Origin of the sequence: Aestuariivirga sp. (assembly GCF_047602625.1) — a bacterium.
GTDB lineage: Bacteria > Pseudomonadota > Alphaproteobacteria > Rhizobiales > Aestuariivirgaceae > Aestuariivirga.
In genome coordinates, this window is the sequence record NZ_JASGGV010000002.1 from 1,857,981 (window position 1) to 1,872,030 (window position 14,050).

The following is a 14,050-nucleotide window of genomic DNA, read 5'->3' on the forward strand; positions in this document are numbered from 1 at the left end:
CCCGCCTTTGCCACCCGATTCCGGACGTGTCTTTTTTACCGGTAAGGCGAAACCAGCGCCGCCTTCAGGGCCTTCGCCAGTTCCTTTTTCTCGAACGGCGCCAGGAATGACGCGATCTCCGTCCGCCTGCCATGCGAGGTCAGATAGAGCGCCCCGATGAGTTCGCGCTCCACATCCTCCTCGAGCGAGACCCGCACCCAGTTGCGGATGAAGCGCTGCTGCTGCGGCGCCTTGCCCTCCGCCAGCCGGTCGAGGATTACTTCCGCTTCGGTAATCTCGATCCGCTCGGCCCGCCGCGCATCGGCGAAATTGCGCCGGAAGGCGAGATACATCAGCAGCACGTCCAGCCCGCAGAATCCCACCACCGGCCAGGCGCCGAGATGATAGAACACGAGCCCCGCCACAAAGTTTACGCCCGCGATCAGCCCCATCACCGTCAGGAAGCCCTGCCGCGACAATGAGCGGTGCGGGGTCAGCACCGCCGTCCAGTTTTTCGGGTTGCGCGCCTCGTCCATCCTGCCTTACCCCTTTGGCCCGAGGATAAGAGGCAGGCGATGGCAAGAGCAAGGCGCATGACGCCGAAAGAGGCGGAAGAGGTGTTCCGCCGCTTCCAGTCCCTTGACCCTGAGCCCAAGGGCGAGCTTGAATCCGTCAACACCTTCACGCTTCTGGTCGCCGTGGTGCTCTCCGCACAGGCCACCGATGCGGGCGTGAACAAGGCCACCCGCGCCCTGTTCAGGGTGGCCGATACGCCCGAGAAAATGGCGGCGCTGGGCGTGGCGAAGCTCGAACCCTACATCCGCACCATCGGGCTTTACCGCACCAAGGCGAAGAACGTCATCGCGCTCTCGGAAGCGCTCATCCATCAGCACGCTTCAAAAGTGCCCGGCACCCGCGAGGCGCTGGAGGCCTTGCCCGGCGTCGGCCGCAAGACGGCGAATGTGGTGCTCAACATCGCATTTGGCGAACCCACCATCGCCGTCGATACGCATTTGTTCCGCGTCGCCAACCGCACCGGGCTTGCTCCCGGCAAGACGCCGCTCGAGGTCGAGAAGGGGCTCTTGAAAATTGTGCCGCAGAAATATCTGCTGCACGCCCATCACTGGCTCATCCTGCATGGCCGCTATCTCTGCAAGGCGCGCAAGCCTGAATGCTGGCGCTGCCCCATCGAGGACTTGTGCAAATTCACCGCGAAGACGCCCGCACCGATTTGAAGATGTGCACGAAATAGGCGGTGGCGAACAGCGGCACCAGAAGATTGGCGAAGGGAATGAGCGCCAGCAAAGCCGGGATGAATCCCGCCATGAACACGTCAGCGGCATTCTCCTTGCGCAGCGCCTTGGCGTCGGCGATGGCCATGTGCCGCATCGCCGCCATCTCGAAATATTCGCGGCTGATCAGATAGGCATTGGCCGTCACCATCACCACAGCACCAATGGCGAAGAAGATCATCGGCAGCGCCAGCAGATTCACCGCCAGCACGATCAGCGCGAACTGTGCTGAGGTCGCCAGCGCCTGCGCAAGGCCAAGCGGTTCGCCGGGAACGTCGCGCGGATAATGCTGCGCTTCCACGCGCGCCGCGATGTCGTCGAGAAAAAATCCGGCGAACAGTGCCGTCACCGGCGCCATCAGGAAGAAGAACATCACGAACAGCGCAAGGCCGGTGCCCACCGCCAGCAGCGTTTCCGCCCATGGCCACGGCAGCAGAGTCAGCGTGGTGATTAAAAATTCAACCGCCAGGAACACCGCGATGAACAGCGCCAGCGTCAGCCCCACGGCTTTGAAAAGCACGGCGCGGAACGGCGGCGAAAACAGGTCGCCAAAGGCGAGATACCAGGCTCTGATCATGGGCCTATCAGCTAATGGCGGGTGCTTGCCTGCGCAAGGCCCATCCGCTAACGCCTCAAGGCGGAAAATCCGGAGTGCCCATGAGCCAAAGCCCCATTGATGTCCTCTGCATCGGCAACGCCATCGTTGATGTGATCGCCAGGGTCGAGGACAGTTTTGTCGCCCGCCACGGCCTCGTCAAAGGCTCCATGAACCTGATCGACGAGGCGCGCGCCGAAAGCCTCTATGCCGACATGGGCCAGGCGATCGAGGTCTCGGGCGGCTCGGCGGGCAATACGGCGGCGGGCGTTGCCTCCTTCGGCGGCAAGGCCGCCTATTTCGGCAAGGTGAAGGCCGATCAGCTGGGCGTGATCTACCGCCACGACATGCGTTCGCAGGGCGTCAAATTCGAGTCCATCGCCGCCACCGAAGGCCCCGCCACCGCGCGCTCCTTCATCCTCGTCACGCCGGAAGGCGAGCGCACGATGAACACCTATCTCGGCGCCTGCGTCAATCTCACGACAGCCGACATTGACGAACAGACGGTGGGCGATGCCGCCGTCACCTATATGGAAGGCTATCTGTGGGACAGGCCGGAGGCAAAGGAAGCCTTCAAGCTCGCCGCGAAGATGTCGCACGCGCAGAAGCGACGCACCTCGATCACGCTCTCCGATTCCTTCTGCGTCGAGCGCCACCGCGACAGCTTCCTCGACTTGATCCGCAACGGCATCGACATCGTCTTCGCCAATGAATCGGAGATCAAGTCACTCTATAAGACGCAGAGCTTCGATGGCGCGCTGCAAGCCATCCGCAAGGATTGCGCCATCGCCGTGCTGACGCGCTCGGAGCACGGCTGCGTGGTGGTCAAGGGCGATGAAACCCACGCGCTCCCCGCCTTCCCGGTGGCGAAGGTGGTTGATGTCACGGGCGCCGGCGATCTTTTCGCCGCCGGTTTCCTCTTCGGCTTCACCCGCCAGATGCCGCTCCCCGCCTGCGCCCAACTCGGCGCACTCGCCGCGTCCGAAGTCATCTCCCACATCGGCGCGAGGCCCGAAGTCAAACTCAACGCCCACGCCCGCGCCGTGGGATTGCTCTAGTGTCTTCCCCTCCGCGTCAGCGGGGAAGAAGGGGACCCGTCGCGCAAGCGATGGGGAAGATGAGGGGCAGCAGGCCAGTGCCAGCCCTGCGCGCTCACAGCCTTCTCAGAAACACGCTGCGGATGAAGTGATTGTTTCCCTTCCTGAGCACCAGGTCGGCGCGGGGGCGCGTCGGCAGCAGGTTCTCGCGCAGGTTCACGAGGTTGATCGTCTCCCACAGTCGCGTCGCGGTCTCCTGCGCCTCCCTGTCGGAGAGCTGGGCATAGCGGTGAAAGTAGGATTTGGGATCGCGGAAGGCGCTGTCCCTCAGCTTGAAGAAGCGCGCCACATACCATTTGCGCAGATCCTCTTCCTCGGCGTCGACATAGATCGAGAAGTCGAAGAAGTCAGAGGCATTGGGAATGCCGCGCCCGTCGCGCGGCGGCCGCCCCGTCTGCAGCACATTCACACCCTCGACGATCAGCACATCGGGCTGGTCCACGCTCTGCCGCCGGTCCTTCAGCACGTCATAGGTCAAGTGCGAATAGAGCGGCGCCGTCACATGCGGCTTGCCCGCCTTGATGTCGGAGAGAAAGCGCAGGATGGCCGGCAGGTCATAGCTTTCGGGAAAGCCCTTGCGCGCCATCAAACCCTCGCGCTCCAGCACCGCATTGGGCATCAGGAAGCCGTCTGTGGTGACGAGATCGACCTTCGGATGCTTCGGCCAGCGCGCCAGGAGCCGCTGCAGGATGCGCGCCGTGGTGCTTTTTCCCGCCGCCACGCTGCCCGCCATGCCGATCACATAGGGCACCTTGCGCTCATTGGTGTGGAGGAAATTGTTGGTGGCGCGGAACAGCCCCTGCGTCGCCGCCACATAGAGGCTGAGCAGGCGCGACAGCGGCAGGTAGATTGCTTCGACCTCCGCGAGATTGATCTGATCGTTGAGGCCGCGCAATTCGTCGAGGTCGGCCTGTGTCAGCGTCATCGGCGTGTCGGCGCGCAGCGCCGCCCACTCCTCGCGCGAGAAGCGGCGGAACGGCGAAACCTCCTTGACGAGTTCTTCCATCAGCCCTGTCCCCGCGCCGCCTTTTCGGCGAGCCCGCTCGTGCCCCGGCGGCGTTTGAGTTCAGCCATCACGTTTTCAAGCGGCACATCGGCGGCGGCGAGCACGACGAGAAGATGATAGAGCACATCCGCCGCCTCAGAGGTCAGATGCGCCTTGCCGCCAAGCACGGCGGCGAGCGCGGCTTCCACCGCCTCCTCGCCCAGCTTCTTGGCGCATTTCTCCATGCCCTGCGAAAAGAGCTTGGCGGTGTAGGACGTCTCGGGCGAAGCCCCTTTGCGCGCGGCGATCTCATCCGCGAGATCAGCCAGAACGCCGAGATCGTGACCGGTCATGTTGCCTCCTTCACACCCGCATGGGCACGCCATGGGCGGCGAGATAGTGCTTGGCCTCGGCAATGGAAAAGGTGCCGAAATGAAAGATCGACGCCGCCAGCACCGCCGTGGCATGGCCCTCGAGAATGCCATCCGCCAGATGCTGCAGCGTGCCCACGCCGCCCGATGCGATCACCGGCACATGAACGGCATCGGCGACGCTCCGCACGAGCGCAAGGTCGAATCCCTGTCCGGTGCCGTCGCGGTCCATGGAGGTGAGCAGGATTTCGCCCGCCCCCAGCGCCGTCACCTCGCGCGCGAAGGCAATGGCGTCGATGCCCGTCGCCTTGCGCCCGCCATGGGTGAAAATCTCCCACCGCCCCGGTGCAACCGATTTGGCATCGATCGCCACGACCACGCATTGCGCGCCGAATTTCTCCGCCGCCTCTTTCACGAAGGCGCGGTTCGCGACCGCCGCGGAGTTGATCGACACCTTGTCGGCCCCCGCCAGCAGCAGCTTGCGGATGTCCTCGAGCGTCCGCACGCCGCCACCCACCGTCAGCGGCATGAAGCAGGCTTCCGCCGTGCGCGACACCACATCGAACAGGATGCCGCGATTCTCATGCGTGGCGGTGATGTCGAGGAAGCACAGCTCATCCGCGCCCGCCGCGTCATAGGCCTTGGCGATTTCCACGGGATCGCCCGCATCGCGCAGGCTCACGAAGTTCACGCCCTTGACGACGCGGCCATCCTTCACGTCGAGGCAGGGGATCAGGCGCGCCTTCAGCATCAGCGCCCGCCCGTCACGCGCAAAATCGCGCCGGTGATATAGGTGGCGTGATCGCCGAGAAGATACATGATCGCATCGGCGATCTCGTCCGGCTTGCCCACCCGCTTCAGCGGAATCATCGGCCTCAGGCGCTCCATGCGCGCCGCATCATGGGTCGAGCGTTCGTGGATTTCGGTGTCCGTCAGGCCCGGCGCCACGGCGTTGACGCGGATGCCATTCTCCGCCACTTCGCGCGCCAGTCCGAGGGTGAAGCTTTCAACCGCCCCCTTGGTCGCCGCATACCACACATATTCGCCGGGACTGCCCAGCGTCGAGGCGGCGGATGAAATATTGACGATGGCCCCGCCCGCCGTCATTCGTTTCACGGCCTCGCGCGCCACCAGGATCGCCCCCGTCACATTGATGTCGACGCAGCTGCGGATGGTGTCGACCGAAGCCTTGTCCAGCCTGCTGCTCCGCCCGGTGATCCCGGCATTGTTGACGAGATGGGTGATCGTACCGAAGCGCTGTTCCGTGGCATCGAACATGCGCACAACATCGGCGTCGCGGCTTACGTCACCGGCAATGGCGAAGGCATCGCCGCCTAGCGCGGTGATTTCCGTTACCAGCGCCTCCGCCGCCGCCGTGTCGCTCACATAATTGACCGCGACCTTGTAGCCATCCGCCGCCGCCTTGCGCGCCACCGCAGCGCCAATGCCGCGCCCGCCGCCGGTCACCAGAAGAACCTTGCTCATGCCCCATGCTCCCGGATCAGCCGCAGCGCCGCGTTCGCATCGAGGCGGCCATCATAAAGGGCGCGCCCGGAAATCGCTCCTTCGAGAATCTTGCAATCGGGCTGAAGCAGCCGCTTCACGTCATCGATGGAGGCAAGGCCGCCCGAAGCGATCACCTTGATCGAGGTCGCCTGCGCCAGCGCCAGCGTGGATTCGATGTTCAAGCCTTTCAGCACGCCGTCCCGGTCGATGTCGGTGAAGATGATGGCGGAGACGCCCGCATCCTCGAAGCGCCGCGCCAGCTCGGCCACCGTCAGGTCGGACGTTTCGGCCCAGCCTTCCACCGCCACGCGGCCGCCCCGCGCGTCGATCCCCACCACGATGGCGCCGGGAAAGTGCCGGCACGCTTCGCGCACGATCTCCGGGTTCTTCAGCGCCACCGTGCCGAGGATCACCCGCCTGATGCCACGCGCCAGCCAGTCCTCGACCTGCCCCAGCGAGCGGATGCCGCCGCCAAGCTGCACGGGGATCTTGATGGACGAGAGAATGTTCTCCACCGCCGCGCCATTCACCGGCTGCCCGGCAAAAGCGCCGTTGAGATCGACGAGATGCAGCCACTTGAAGCCCTGGGTCTCGAAGGCTTGGGCCTGCGCCGCGGGGTCATCATTGAAGACGGTGGCCTGCTGCATGTCGCCCAGCTTCAGCCGCACGCATTGTCCGTCTTTCAGATCGATGGCGGGAAACAGGATCATGGCCGCCACCTGAGGAAATTGGCGATCAGCTGCAGGCCCAGCGCCTGGCTTTTCTCGGGGTGAAACTGCGTGCCCGCCATGTTGGCGCGTCCCACCATCGCCGTCACGGCCATGCCATAGGGCGCGGTGGCGATCACCTCATCGGGATTTCTGGCCTCGAGATGATAGGAATGCACGAAATAGGCGTGGAGGCCCCGAGAGCCAAGCGCCATGCCCTCCAGCAGCGCATGCGGGCGCTGCACATCCAGCGTGTTCCAGCCCATGTGCGGAATCTTGAGTGCGGGATCGGCAGGCTTCATCAGCACCACGTCGCCTGAAATCCAGCCGAAACCTTGCGATACATCATGCTCCAGCCCGCGCGTGGCCATCAGTTGCATGCCCACGCAGATGCCGAGAAAGGGCTTGCCTTTCTTCGTCACCTCTTCGTCGAGCGTTTCCCACATGCCGGGCACGGCGCGAAGGCCCTCGCGGCAATCCTTGTAGGCGCCAACGCCCGGCAGCACGATCCGTCCGGCGGCCCGCACCACAGAGGGGTCATTGGTCACGCGAACGGCCATGTTGGTTCCGCCATCGCGCGCCGCGCGCTCGAAGGCCTTGGCAGCGGAATGAAGATTGCCGGAGCCGTAATCGATGATGGCGACAGACATTTGAACTCAACCGTTGCCGAACAGGCCGAGCGGATCGGCATGCGGCGCATAGGGTGCTGCCCGCGCCGGAGCAGGCACCGCCATGCGCGCGCCAACCCCGTGAAAATAGCGCAGCTCCGCCTCTTCCAGCGATTGCCCTTCCGAGAGGCCAACCTCGGGCATCCCGCGCCGCGTCAGGGCGTTCGCCTGCAGGTCACGCGCCCCGAATCCGAAGATCAGGTTGATTGCCACGCCGATCGCCGCCGTCACGATCACGCCAAGGACAGCCGCGCCCAGCGCCAGCAGCGCATCGAGCGTGAACAGAATGGCGGCGGACACCCACAGGCGGTGCGCCAGCGCCCACATCCAGCCCAGCGCGAAAGCGCTCCACGAAAATCCCTCGCGCACAAACGCCACCTTGTCGGGCGCGCCGCCAATGGGGCTATGAACCGCGTAAATCGCCATCAGCCCGCCAGCGATCCCTTGGTGGAGGGAATGCGGTCCTTCTGCCGGGGATCGATCTCCGTCGCCTCGCGCAACACACGCGCCAGCGCCTTGAAGCAGGCCTCGGCGATGTGATGATTGTTCTCGCCATGCAGCAGGCCCACATGCAGCGTCACGCCGGCATTCATGGCGAAGGCCTGGAACCATTCGCGCACCAGCTCGGTGTCGAAGTCGCCGATCTTATCCCGCGTGAAATTCACGTTCCACACAAGATAAGGCCTGCCCGACACGTCGATGGCGGCGCGCACCAGCGTCTCGTCCATCGCTAGGTCGAGGCTCGCATAGCGGCGGATGCCCTTGCGGTCTCCCAAAGCCTTGGCGAAAGCCTGCCCCAGCGCGATGCCGGAATCTTCCGTGGTGTGATGAAAGTCGATATGCAGGTCGCCCTTGGCGCGGAGCGTGATGTCGGCCAGCGAATGGCGCGCCAATTGTTCCAGCATGTGGTCGAGAAAGCCCACGCCGGTCTTGATGTCATAGGCCCCGGTGCCGTCCACGTCGAGCGTGGCGGTCAGTTGGGTCTCGGTGGTCTGGCGTTCAATCGTGGCCTTGCGCATCACGTCTCATCCTCTTGGGGCGGGCGTTTAGCAGATGCGGCAAGAAATGGCCAAGGGTGCCTTTTCTTTCGTGGTTTCCGGGCCTACATGGGGCGGGACACAGCAAAGGAAAGCCTCATGGCCGAGCCCGTGCAATGGCATGGCACGACAATTCTCACCGTCCGCAAGGGCGGCAGGGTGGTGATCGCCGGTGACGGGCAGGTGAGCCTCGGCCAGACCATCATCAAGGGCAATGCGCGGAAAGTCAGGCCGCTTGGCGCTGGCGGGCAGGTGATCGCTGGATTTGCCGGCGCCACCGCCGATGCCATGACGTTGTTCGAGCGGCTGGAAGGAAAGCTCGAACAATATCCCTCGCAACTCACGAGGGCCTGCGTTGATATGGCGAAGGACTGGCGCACCGACCGTTATCTCCGCCGCCTCGAAGCCATGATGATCGTCGCGGACCGCAGCGTCAGCCTCGTCCTCACAGGCACGGGTGACGTGCTGGAGCCCGAGAACGGCGTCATCGCCATTGGCTCCGGCGGCAATTATGCGCTGGCCGCCGCCCGCGCGCTGATCGACACGGGCATGGATGCCGAAACCATCGCCCGCAAATCCATGGCCATCGCCGCCGAGATCTGCGTCTATACCAATGGCAATCTCACCGTCGAAAGCCTGAGCCTGTGACGGGCGAGCTGAGCGCCGCCGATCTCGAGGCCGCGGTGACGGCGGGCGTCATCGACCGCGCCACCTTGCAGCGCCTTCAGGCCTTCACCGCCAGCCGCATCACGGCAAGGCCCGATGAAGAGCATTTCCGCCTGCTCACCGGCTTCAACGATATTTTCGTCACCATTGGCCTCGCCCTGTTTTTGGGCGCGCTGAGCTGGCTGCTCACCATGGCCTCGCCCTGGCTAGCCTCGGCAGGCGTCGCCGTGGCCTCCTGGGGGCTGGCTGAAATCTTCACCCGCCAGCGCCGCATGGCGCTGCCCAGCATCGCGCTGCTCGCCGTCTTCGTCTCGTCAATCTTCTGGCTGGTGCTCGCCATCGCGGGCTCGTCTGCCACGCTGGGCGATCATCCCGCCTCCGCCGTCATCGCGGGGCTGGTGGCCACGGCTGCGGCATGGGCGCACTGGCAAAGGTTCCATGTTCCGATCACCGTGGCGGCGGGCTTTGCAGCCCTTGCGGCCTCGGTCATCGCGGCGCTCTCGGTGCAATGGCCCGATGCCATCAGTGATCATCCGCTGCCGGTCTTCCTGCCCATTGGCCTTGCCGCCTTCGCGCTCGCCATGCGCTTTGACATGTCGGACCGCCTGCGCCTCACGCGGCGCACCGATATTGCCTTCTGGCTGCATCTCCTTGCAGCGCCATTGATCGTTCATCCTGTCGTATGGGGCACCGTGCATCTCGGCGAAATGGATTTGCCCTCGGCCGCCCTCATCATCGGCCTGTTTCTGGTGTTGGGCTTCGTGGCGCTGGTGGTGGATCGCCGCGCGCTGCTCGTCTCCTCGCTCTCTTATCTCGCCTATGCGGCGGGCAGCCTGATCGTCAAGGCCGGGTTTGAAACATCGGCCTATGCCGTTGCCGTTCTCGTCGTCGGCGCCATCGTGCTCACGCTGTCGGTGGCGTGGCGGCCCTTGCGCGCCGCGCTGCTCAGCCTTCTCCCCTCCAGGATCACCGCCGCGGTTCCGCCCGCCGCGTGAAATTCTCTCAAGGATTGCCATGACTGATTTTTCGCCGCGCGAAATCGTTTCCGAACTTGATCGCCACATCGTCGGCCAGGCCGATGCCAAGCGCGCGGTTGCCATTGCGCTTCGCAACCGCTGGCGCAGGAAGCAGCTGGAAGGCCAGATGCGCGAAGAGGTGATGCCCAAGAACATCCTGATGATCGGCCCCACCGGGGTCGGCAAGACGGAAATCGCGCGCAGGCTCGCCCGCCTCGCCAATGCGCCGTTCCTGAAGGTCGAGGCCACGAAATTCACCGAAGTGGGCTACGTCGGCCGCGACGTCGACCAGATCGTCCGCGATCTCGTGGAAAGCGGCATCGCCATGGCCCGCGCGGCGCGGCGTAAAGGTGTGGAAGCACAGGCGCAGCTCAATGCCGAAGCCCGCGTGCTGGATGCGCTGGTCGGTTCCAATGCCTCCGAAGCCACGCGTGACTCCTTCCGCAAGAAGCTCCGCGCCGGTGAGCTTGATGACCGCGAGATCGAAATCCAGGTCGCCGATACGGGCGGCATGCCGTCCTTCGATATTCCCGGCATGCCCGGCTCCTCGGCGTCCGTCATCAACCTGTCGGACATGCTGGGCAAGGCCTTCGGCGGCCGCACCAAGGCCCGCCGCACCACCGTCAAGGCCAGCCATGATCTGCTGATGGCGGAAGAAAGCGACAAGCTTCTCGATCAGGACCAGATCGTGCAGGAGGCGATTGATTCCGTCGAGAACAACGGCATCGTTTTCCTGGATGAGGTCGACAAGATCTGCGCCAGGTCCGAGCGCGCCGGGGCCGATGTCAGCCGCGAGGGCGTGCAGCGGGATCTCCTGCCGCTGATCGAAGGCACCACCGTCTCAACGAAGCATGGGCCGGTCAAAACAGATCATATCCTGTTTATTGCCTCAGGCGCCTTTCACATCGCCAAGCCGTCCGACCTTCTGCCGGAACTGCAGGGCCGCCTGCCCATCCGCGTTGAGTTGAAGGCGCTCGACCGCGCCGATTTCCGCCGCATCCTCACCGAGCCCGAGGCGAGCCTCATCAGGCAATATGTGGCGCTGCTGAAAACCGAAGGCGTGGACCTGTCCTTTACCGAAGACGGCATCGACGCCATCGCCCGCATCGCCGCCGAAACCAACGCGGCCATCGAAAACATCGGCGCAAGGCGGCTGCAAACCATCCTCGAGCGCGTCCTCGACGAGATCAGCTTCGGCGCCACCGACCGCGCTGGCGAAAACATCATCATCGACGCTGCCTATGTCGAAAAACACGTCGGCGACCTGGCGCGCAACACCGACTTGTCGAAGTTCATTCTGTAAATCATCTTGGCCCCGCGCACCTTAGACGTCACCCTGATGACAATCAGGGCCCCGCTTGCTGGCGGTTAAAGCGGGATCCTGGCCTCTGCCAGAATGGCGGACTGGAACAATGCGCGCCATATGTCTTCTCCTCCGCGCTGACGCGGGGCGAGCACGGAAAGGCCCTCCTACTTCGGGGCGCGTTTGGCGAGGATGCGCTGCAGGGTGCGGCGGTGCATGTTGAGCCGCCGTGCGGTTTCGGAGACGTTGCGCCCGCAGAGTTCATAGACGCGCTGGATGTGCTCCCAGCGCACCCGGTCGGCGGACATGGGATTGTCGGGGAGTGCCGCGCGGTTGTCCTTGTCGCCCACCAGCGCGCCATAGACGGCATCGGCATCGGCGGGCTTGGCCAGATAGTCGATGGCCCCGAGCTTCACCGCCGTCACGGCGGTGGCGATATTGCCATAGCCGGTGAGCACCACCACGCGGGCATCGGAGCGCGCATGATGCAGCGCCTCAATCACGTCGAGGCCGTTGCCGTCGGCGAGCCTGAGATCGACCACCGCATAGCCCGGCGCTGATTTCCGCACCTGGATGACGCCTTCTTCCACCGACTCGGCGGTCCGCACTTCGAAGCCGCGCGCTTCCATGGCGCGGGCCAGGCGGGTCACGAAAGGTTTGTCATCATCAACGAGCAGAAGCGTCTTGTCGGCGGGAAGCGCCAGTTCGTCCGTATCCTGCAGGCTGCCGGGCAGAGGGGTTTCCATGGCGCCTATCTAGTTCTTTTGGGAGTGGCGATCAACAGCGGGAAGCAAGGGTTTACAGCTTGCCGATATCGACGGCGCCCCGGGGCCACACCACCTGCACCATCGCCCCATGTCCGGGTGGCGCGCGGTTGGCGAGCGACACGGCGGCGCCCGAGCGCTCCAGCAGCGTCTTGGCGATGAAGAAGCCAAGCCCCATGCCCTCGTGGCCGCTCGTTCCCTCGCGCTCGCCGCCATCGTCATAGCCGGGCCTGGTGGTCACGTAAGGATCGCCGAGGCGGTCGAAAATGTCCTGATGGAAGCCGGGGCCGTCATCGCTCACCACCACCGTCACGGTGGCGGAGGTCCAGCGCACATCCACCGTCACCCGCGATTGCGCGAAGTCGACGGCATTCTCGAGCAGATTGGCGAGGCCATAGGCGATGGCCGGGTTGCGGCGGAACACCGGCTCGGCGCTGCCGTCATCCGCCGAAGACACGTCGATGCTCACGTCACTGCCGCGCAAGGGCGCGATCAGATCCTCCAGCATCACCTGCAGCGTGGTGCGCTGGTAGACCTCGTCATCGTCGGAATCATGGGTGGCAAGACGTGTCAGGATTTCACGGCAGCGGCCGGACTGGCTGATGAGAAGGTCAATATCGTCCGTATACGGACTGTCCTTCGGAAGCTCGCGCTTCAACTCCTTGGCCACCAGCGCGATGGTGGCGAGCGGCGTGCCGAGTTCATGGGCGGCGGCGGCGGCAAGGCCGTCGAGCGCCGACAGCCTTTGCTCGCGCGCCAGCACCATTTCGGTGGCGGCCAGCGCCGCCTGCATCTGCCGCGCCTCCTCGGCGATGCGCCTGGCATAGATCGCCGAGAACACCACGCCGCAGGCGATCGCCGCCCACATGCCGCCGATATAGGCGTTGGGCAGCACCGGGCGGCTCACCTCGTTCCACGGCAGCGGAAAATGATGAAAAGCCAGCAGCGTGGCGAACAGCGAGGCGAGCGCGCTCAGCCACAGCGTCCAGCGGAGCGACAGCGACGTGGCCGAAATCGTCACCGGCACGAGGAACAGGAAGGCGAAGGGATTTTCCAGCCCACCGGTCAGGAACAGCAGCATGGCAAGCTGGCAGATGTCATAAGCAAGCAGCAGCCCCGCGTGGAGCGGCTGCACCCGCGCGGTCTTCCGCCAGCGGATGGACAGAAAGATGTTGAGCCAGGCGCTCAGCGCGATGGCGCCGAGGCATAGTCCCAAGGGCAGTGGAAAGCCCAGCAGCAGGTTGACGGTCAGCACCGCCGCCGTCTGCCCAACCACCGCCAGCCAGCGCAGCCGCACCAGCGTGCGCAGGCGCAACACGCCCAGCCCCGCCTCATGGGACTGCGGCAACAATGTGCTGGCGGTAATGTCGGCCATCGGTCCTTTCGCGGGGCGCCAACTTGCCGCCCGGCGGCATAAGTCCTATTTGAGCGCGGACCGGAAGGAAACCCCATGCCGCAAAAACGCACCCTGCTGTTCGCCGCCCTGATGCTCGTGGTGGCCGCGATGATCGGCGCCACGGCGTGGCTGCTGTCGCCTGGTCTCACACGGAGCGGCACTGGCGTCGCATTGGTGGGCGGGCCCTTCACCCTCACCAATCAGGACGGCAAGCAGGTGACGGAGAAGGATTTCCTCGGCCGCTATACGCTCGTTTATTTCGGCTATACCTATTGCCCCGATGTGTGCCCCACGCAATTGCAGGTGCTGGCCGCCGCACTGGAAGAGATGGGGCCTGCGGCCGCAAAGATCACGCCGGTGTTCATCAGCATCGATCCGGGGCGCGACACGCCGGAGGTGATGAAAGCCTATGTCGAAAATTTTGGCGCGCAGTTCGTAGGGCTGACCGGAAGTGCTGACGAGATTGCGGGCGTGGCCAAGGCCTACCGCGTCTTTTACGCCAAGACGGGCACGGGCGCGGATTACAAGATGGACCACACCAGCCTCATGTATCTGATGGGGCCAGACGGGAAATTCGTGACCTATTTCGACTACACCACCGACCCCAAGGCGCTGGCCCAGCGGCTGTCGCAGGCCACCGCTGCGTCATCTTCATGACAAATCAAAGG

18 protein-coding genes are annotated in these 14,050 nt (G+C 64.5%); 6 read left to right on the forward strand and 12 right to left on the reverse strand.

The genetic code is table 11. From position 1 onward, the window contains the following. Positions 1–35 precede the first annotated feature (35 nt). A complete protein-coding gene (locus QM694_RS14200) occupies positions 36–515 on the reverse strand; it encodes a DUF2244 domain-containing protein (RefSeq protein WP_415007578.1) in 480 nt (159 codons plus the stop codon). Positions 516–554: 39 nt separating this feature from the next. Here QM694_RS14200 and nth point away from each other — a divergent pair, with 39 nt between their 5' ends. Next, a complete protein-coding gene (nth, locus tag QM694_RS14205) occupies positions 555–1,214 on the forward strand; it encodes an endonuclease III (protein WP_415007579.1) in 660 nt (219 codons plus the stop codon). Here the strand turns inward: nth and QM694_RS14210 are convergent. Continuing rightward, positions 1,186–1,848: an EI24 domain-containing protein gene (locus QM694_RS14210; RefSeq protein WP_415007580.1), complete on the reverse strand. Its 663-nt coding sequence runs from the start codon at positions 1,846–1,848 to the stop codon at positions 1,186–1,188. The two genes, nth and QM694_RS14210, sit on opposite strands and share 29 nt — an antisense overlap. A gap of 80 nt (positions 1,849–1,928) precedes the next feature. On the opposite strand from QM694_RS14210, the gene QM694_RS14215 reads away from it, so the two are divergent. Further along, the gene (locus QM694_RS14215) at positions 1,929–2,924 is read left to right on the forward strand and encodes an adenosine kinase (RefSeq protein ID WP_415007581.1); all 996 of its coding nucleotides are present in this window, start codon (positions 1,929–1,931) and stop codon (positions 2,922–2,924) included. Positions 2,925–3,018: 94 nt separating this feature from the next. Here QM694_RS14215 and coaA read toward each other — a convergent pair whose 3' ends face one another. The 8 genes from coaA to hisB are packed head-to-tail and all read right to left on the reverse strand — an operon-like array spanning position 3,019 to position 8,219. After that, complete coding sequence (gene coaA, locus QM694_RS14220; protein WP_415007582.1) at positions 3,019–3,969, reverse strand: type I pantothenate kinase; 951 nt, start codon at positions 3,967–3,969, stop codon at positions 3,019–3,021. Further along, positions 3,969–4,301: a phosphoribosyl-ATP diphosphatase gene (locus QM694_RS14225; RefSeq protein WP_415007583.1), complete on the reverse strand. Its 333-nt coding sequence runs from the start codon at positions 4,299–4,301 to the stop codon at positions 3,969–3,971. The genes coaA and QM694_RS14225 overlap by 1 nt, the downstream gene beginning before the upstream one ends. Positions 4,302–4,311: 10 nt before the next feature. Beyond that, positions 4,312–5,070: an imidazole glycerol phosphate synthase subunit HisF gene (gene hisF, locus QM694_RS14230; RefSeq protein WP_415007584.1), complete on the reverse strand. Its 759-nt coding sequence runs from the start codon at positions 5,068–5,070 to the stop codon at positions 4,312–4,314. Further along, complete coding sequence (locus QM694_RS14235; RefSeq protein WP_415007585.1) at positions 5,070–5,804, reverse strand: glucose 1-dehydrogenase; 735 nt, start codon at positions 5,802–5,804, stop codon at positions 5,070–5,072. The genes hisF and QM694_RS14235 overlap by 1 nt, the downstream gene beginning before the upstream one ends. Beyond that, positions 5,801–6,535 carry a 1-(5-phosphoribosyl)-5-[(5-phosphoribosylamino)methylideneamino]imidazole-4-carboxamide isomerase gene (hisA, locus tag QM694_RS14240; protein ID WP_415007586.1) on the reverse strand — a complete coding sequence of 245 codons (735 nt, stop codon included), beginning with the start codon at positions 6,533–6,535 and terminating at the stop codon, positions 5,801–5,803. Before hisA ends, QM694_RS14235 begins: the two co-directional genes overlap by 4 nt. Then, the gene (gene hisH / locus QM694_RS14245) at positions 6,532–7,182 is read right to left on the reverse strand and encodes an imidazole glycerol phosphate synthase subunit HisH (RefSeq protein ID WP_415007587.1); all 651 of its coding nucleotides are present in this window, start codon (positions 7,180–7,182) and stop codon (positions 6,532–6,534) included. The genes hisA and hisH overlap by 4 nt, the downstream gene beginning before the upstream one ends. 6 nt (positions 7,183–7,188) lie before the next feature. Then, on the reverse strand, positions 7,189–7,626 hold the full coding sequence (locus QM694_RS14250) for a DUF2628 domain-containing protein (RefSeq protein WP_415007588.1): 438 nt from the start codon (positions 7,624–7,626) through the stop codon (positions 7,189–7,191). Continuing rightward, positions 7,626–8,219, reverse strand: a complete 594-nt coding sequence (hisB, locus tag QM694_RS14255; protein WP_415008639.1) for an imidazoleglycerol-phosphate dehydratase HisB — start codon at positions 8,217–8,219, stop codon at positions 7,626–7,628. Before hisB ends, QM694_RS14250 begins: the two co-directional genes overlap by 1 nt. Positions 8,220–8,306: 87 nt before the next feature. On the opposite strand from hisB, the gene hslV reads away from it, so the two are divergent. The 3 genes from hslV to hslU are packed head-to-tail and all read left to right on the forward strand — an operon-like array spanning position 8,307 to position 11,222. Then, complete coding sequence (gene hslV, locus QM694_RS14260) at positions 8,307–8,885, forward strand: ATP-dependent protease subunit HslV (protein ID WP_415007589.1); 579 nt, start codon at positions 8,307–8,309, stop codon at positions 8,883–8,885. Next, the gene (locus QM694_RS14265; protein WP_415007590.1) at positions 8,882–9,898 is read left to right on the forward strand and encodes a hypothetical protein; all 1,017 of its coding nucleotides are present in this window, start codon (positions 8,882–8,884) and stop codon (positions 9,896–9,898) included. The genes hslV and QM694_RS14265 overlap by 4 nt, the downstream gene beginning before the upstream one ends. Before the next feature lie 19 nt (positions 9,899–9,917). After that, positions 9,918–11,222, forward strand: coding sequence for an ATP-dependent protease ATPase subunit HslU (gene hslU, locus QM694_RS14270; RefSeq protein WP_415007591.1), 1,305 nt, complete (start codon positions 9,918–9,920; stop codon positions 11,220–11,222). Positions 11,223–11,389: 167 nt separating this feature from the next. Here the strand turns inward: hslU and QM694_RS14275 are convergent, their stop codons facing one another. Next, the gene (locus QM694_RS14275; protein ID WP_415007592.1) at positions 11,390–11,968 is read right to left on the reverse strand and encodes an ActR/PrrA/RegA family redox response regulator transcription factor; all 579 of its coding nucleotides are present in this window, start codon (positions 11,966–11,968) and stop codon (positions 11,390–11,392) included. A 52-nt stretch (positions 11,969–12,020) separates the two neighbouring features. Beyond that, positions 12,021–13,361: an ActS/PrrB/RegB family redox-sensitive histidine kinase gene (locus QM694_RS14280; protein WP_415007593.1), complete on the reverse strand. Its 1,341-nt coding sequence runs from the start codon at positions 13,359–13,361 to the stop codon at positions 12,021–12,023. A gap of 75 nt (positions 13,362–13,436) precedes the next feature. Between QM694_RS14280 and QM694_RS14285 the strand changes: the two genes are divergently transcribed. Continuing rightward, positions 13,437–14,039: an SCO family protein gene (locus tag QM694_RS14285; protein WP_415007594.1), complete on the forward strand. Its 603-nt coding sequence runs from the start codon at positions 13,437–13,439 to the stop codon at positions 14,037–14,039. The last annotated feature ends 11 nt before the right edge of the window (positions 14,040–14,050 follow it).

Coding starts and splice junctions, on each gene's coding strand:
- QM694_RS14200 (WP_415007578.1), bottom strand. CDS start 515: ATGGACGAGGCGCGCAACCCGAAAAACTGGACGGCGGTGCTGACCCCG.
- nth (WP_415007579.1), top strand. CDS start 555: ATGGCAAGAGCAAGGCGCATGACGCCGAAAGAGGCGGAAGAGGTGTTC.
- QM694_RS14210 (WP_415007580.1), bottom strand. CDS start 1,848: ATGATCAGAGCCTGGTATCTCGCCTTTGGCGACCTGTTTTCGCCGCCG.
- QM694_RS14215 (WP_415007581.1), top strand. CDS start 1,929: ATGAGCCAAAGCCCCATTGATGTCCTCTGCATCGGCAACGCCATCGTT.
- coaA (WP_415007582.1), bottom strand. CDS start 3,969: ATGGAAGAACTCGTCAAGGAGGTTTCGCCGTTCCGCCGCTTCTCGCGC.
- QM694_RS14225 (WP_415007583.1), bottom strand. CDS start 4,301: ATGACCGGTCACGATCTCGGCGTTCTGGCTGATCTCGCGGATGAGATC.
- hisF (WP_415007584.1), bottom strand. CDS start 5,070: ATGCTGAAGGCGCGCCTGATCCCCTGCCTCGACGTGAAGGATGGCCGC.
- QM694_RS14235 (WP_415007585.1), bottom strand. CDS start 5,804: ATGAGCAAGGTTCTTCTGGTGACCGGCGGCGGGCGCGGCATTGGCGCT.
- hisA (WP_415007586.1), bottom strand. CDS start 6,535: ATGATCCTGTTTCCCGCCATCGATCTGAAAGACGGACAATGCGTGCGG.
- hisH (WP_415007587.1), bottom strand. CDS start 7,182: ATGTCTGTCGCCATCATCGATTACGGCTCCGGCAATCTTCATTCCGCT.
- QM694_RS14250 (WP_415007588.1), bottom strand. CDS start 7,626: ATGGCGATTTACGCGGTTCATAGCCCCATTGGCGGCGCGCCCGACAAG.
- hisB (WP_415008639.1), bottom strand. CDS start 8,219: ATGCGCAAGGCCACGATTGAACGCCAGACCACCGAGACCCAACTGACC.
- hslV (WP_415007589.1), top strand. CDS start 8,307: ATGGGGCGGGACACAGCAAAGGAAAGCCTCATGGCCGAGCCCGTGCAA.
- hslU (WP_415007591.1), top strand. CDS start 9,918: ATGACTGATTTTTCGCCGCGCGAAATCGTTTCCGAACTTGATCGCCAC.
- QM694_RS14275 (WP_415007592.1), bottom strand. CDS start 11,968: ATGGAAACCCCTCTGCCCGGCAGCCTGCAGGATACGGACGAACTGGCG.
- QM694_RS14280 (WP_415007593.1), bottom strand. CDS start 13,361: ATGGCCGACATTACCGCCAGCACATTGTTGCCGCAGTCCCATGAGGCG.
- QM694_RS14285 (WP_415007594.1), top strand. CDS start 13,437: ATGCCGCAAAAACGCACCCTGCTGTTCGCCGCCCTGATGCTCGTGGTG.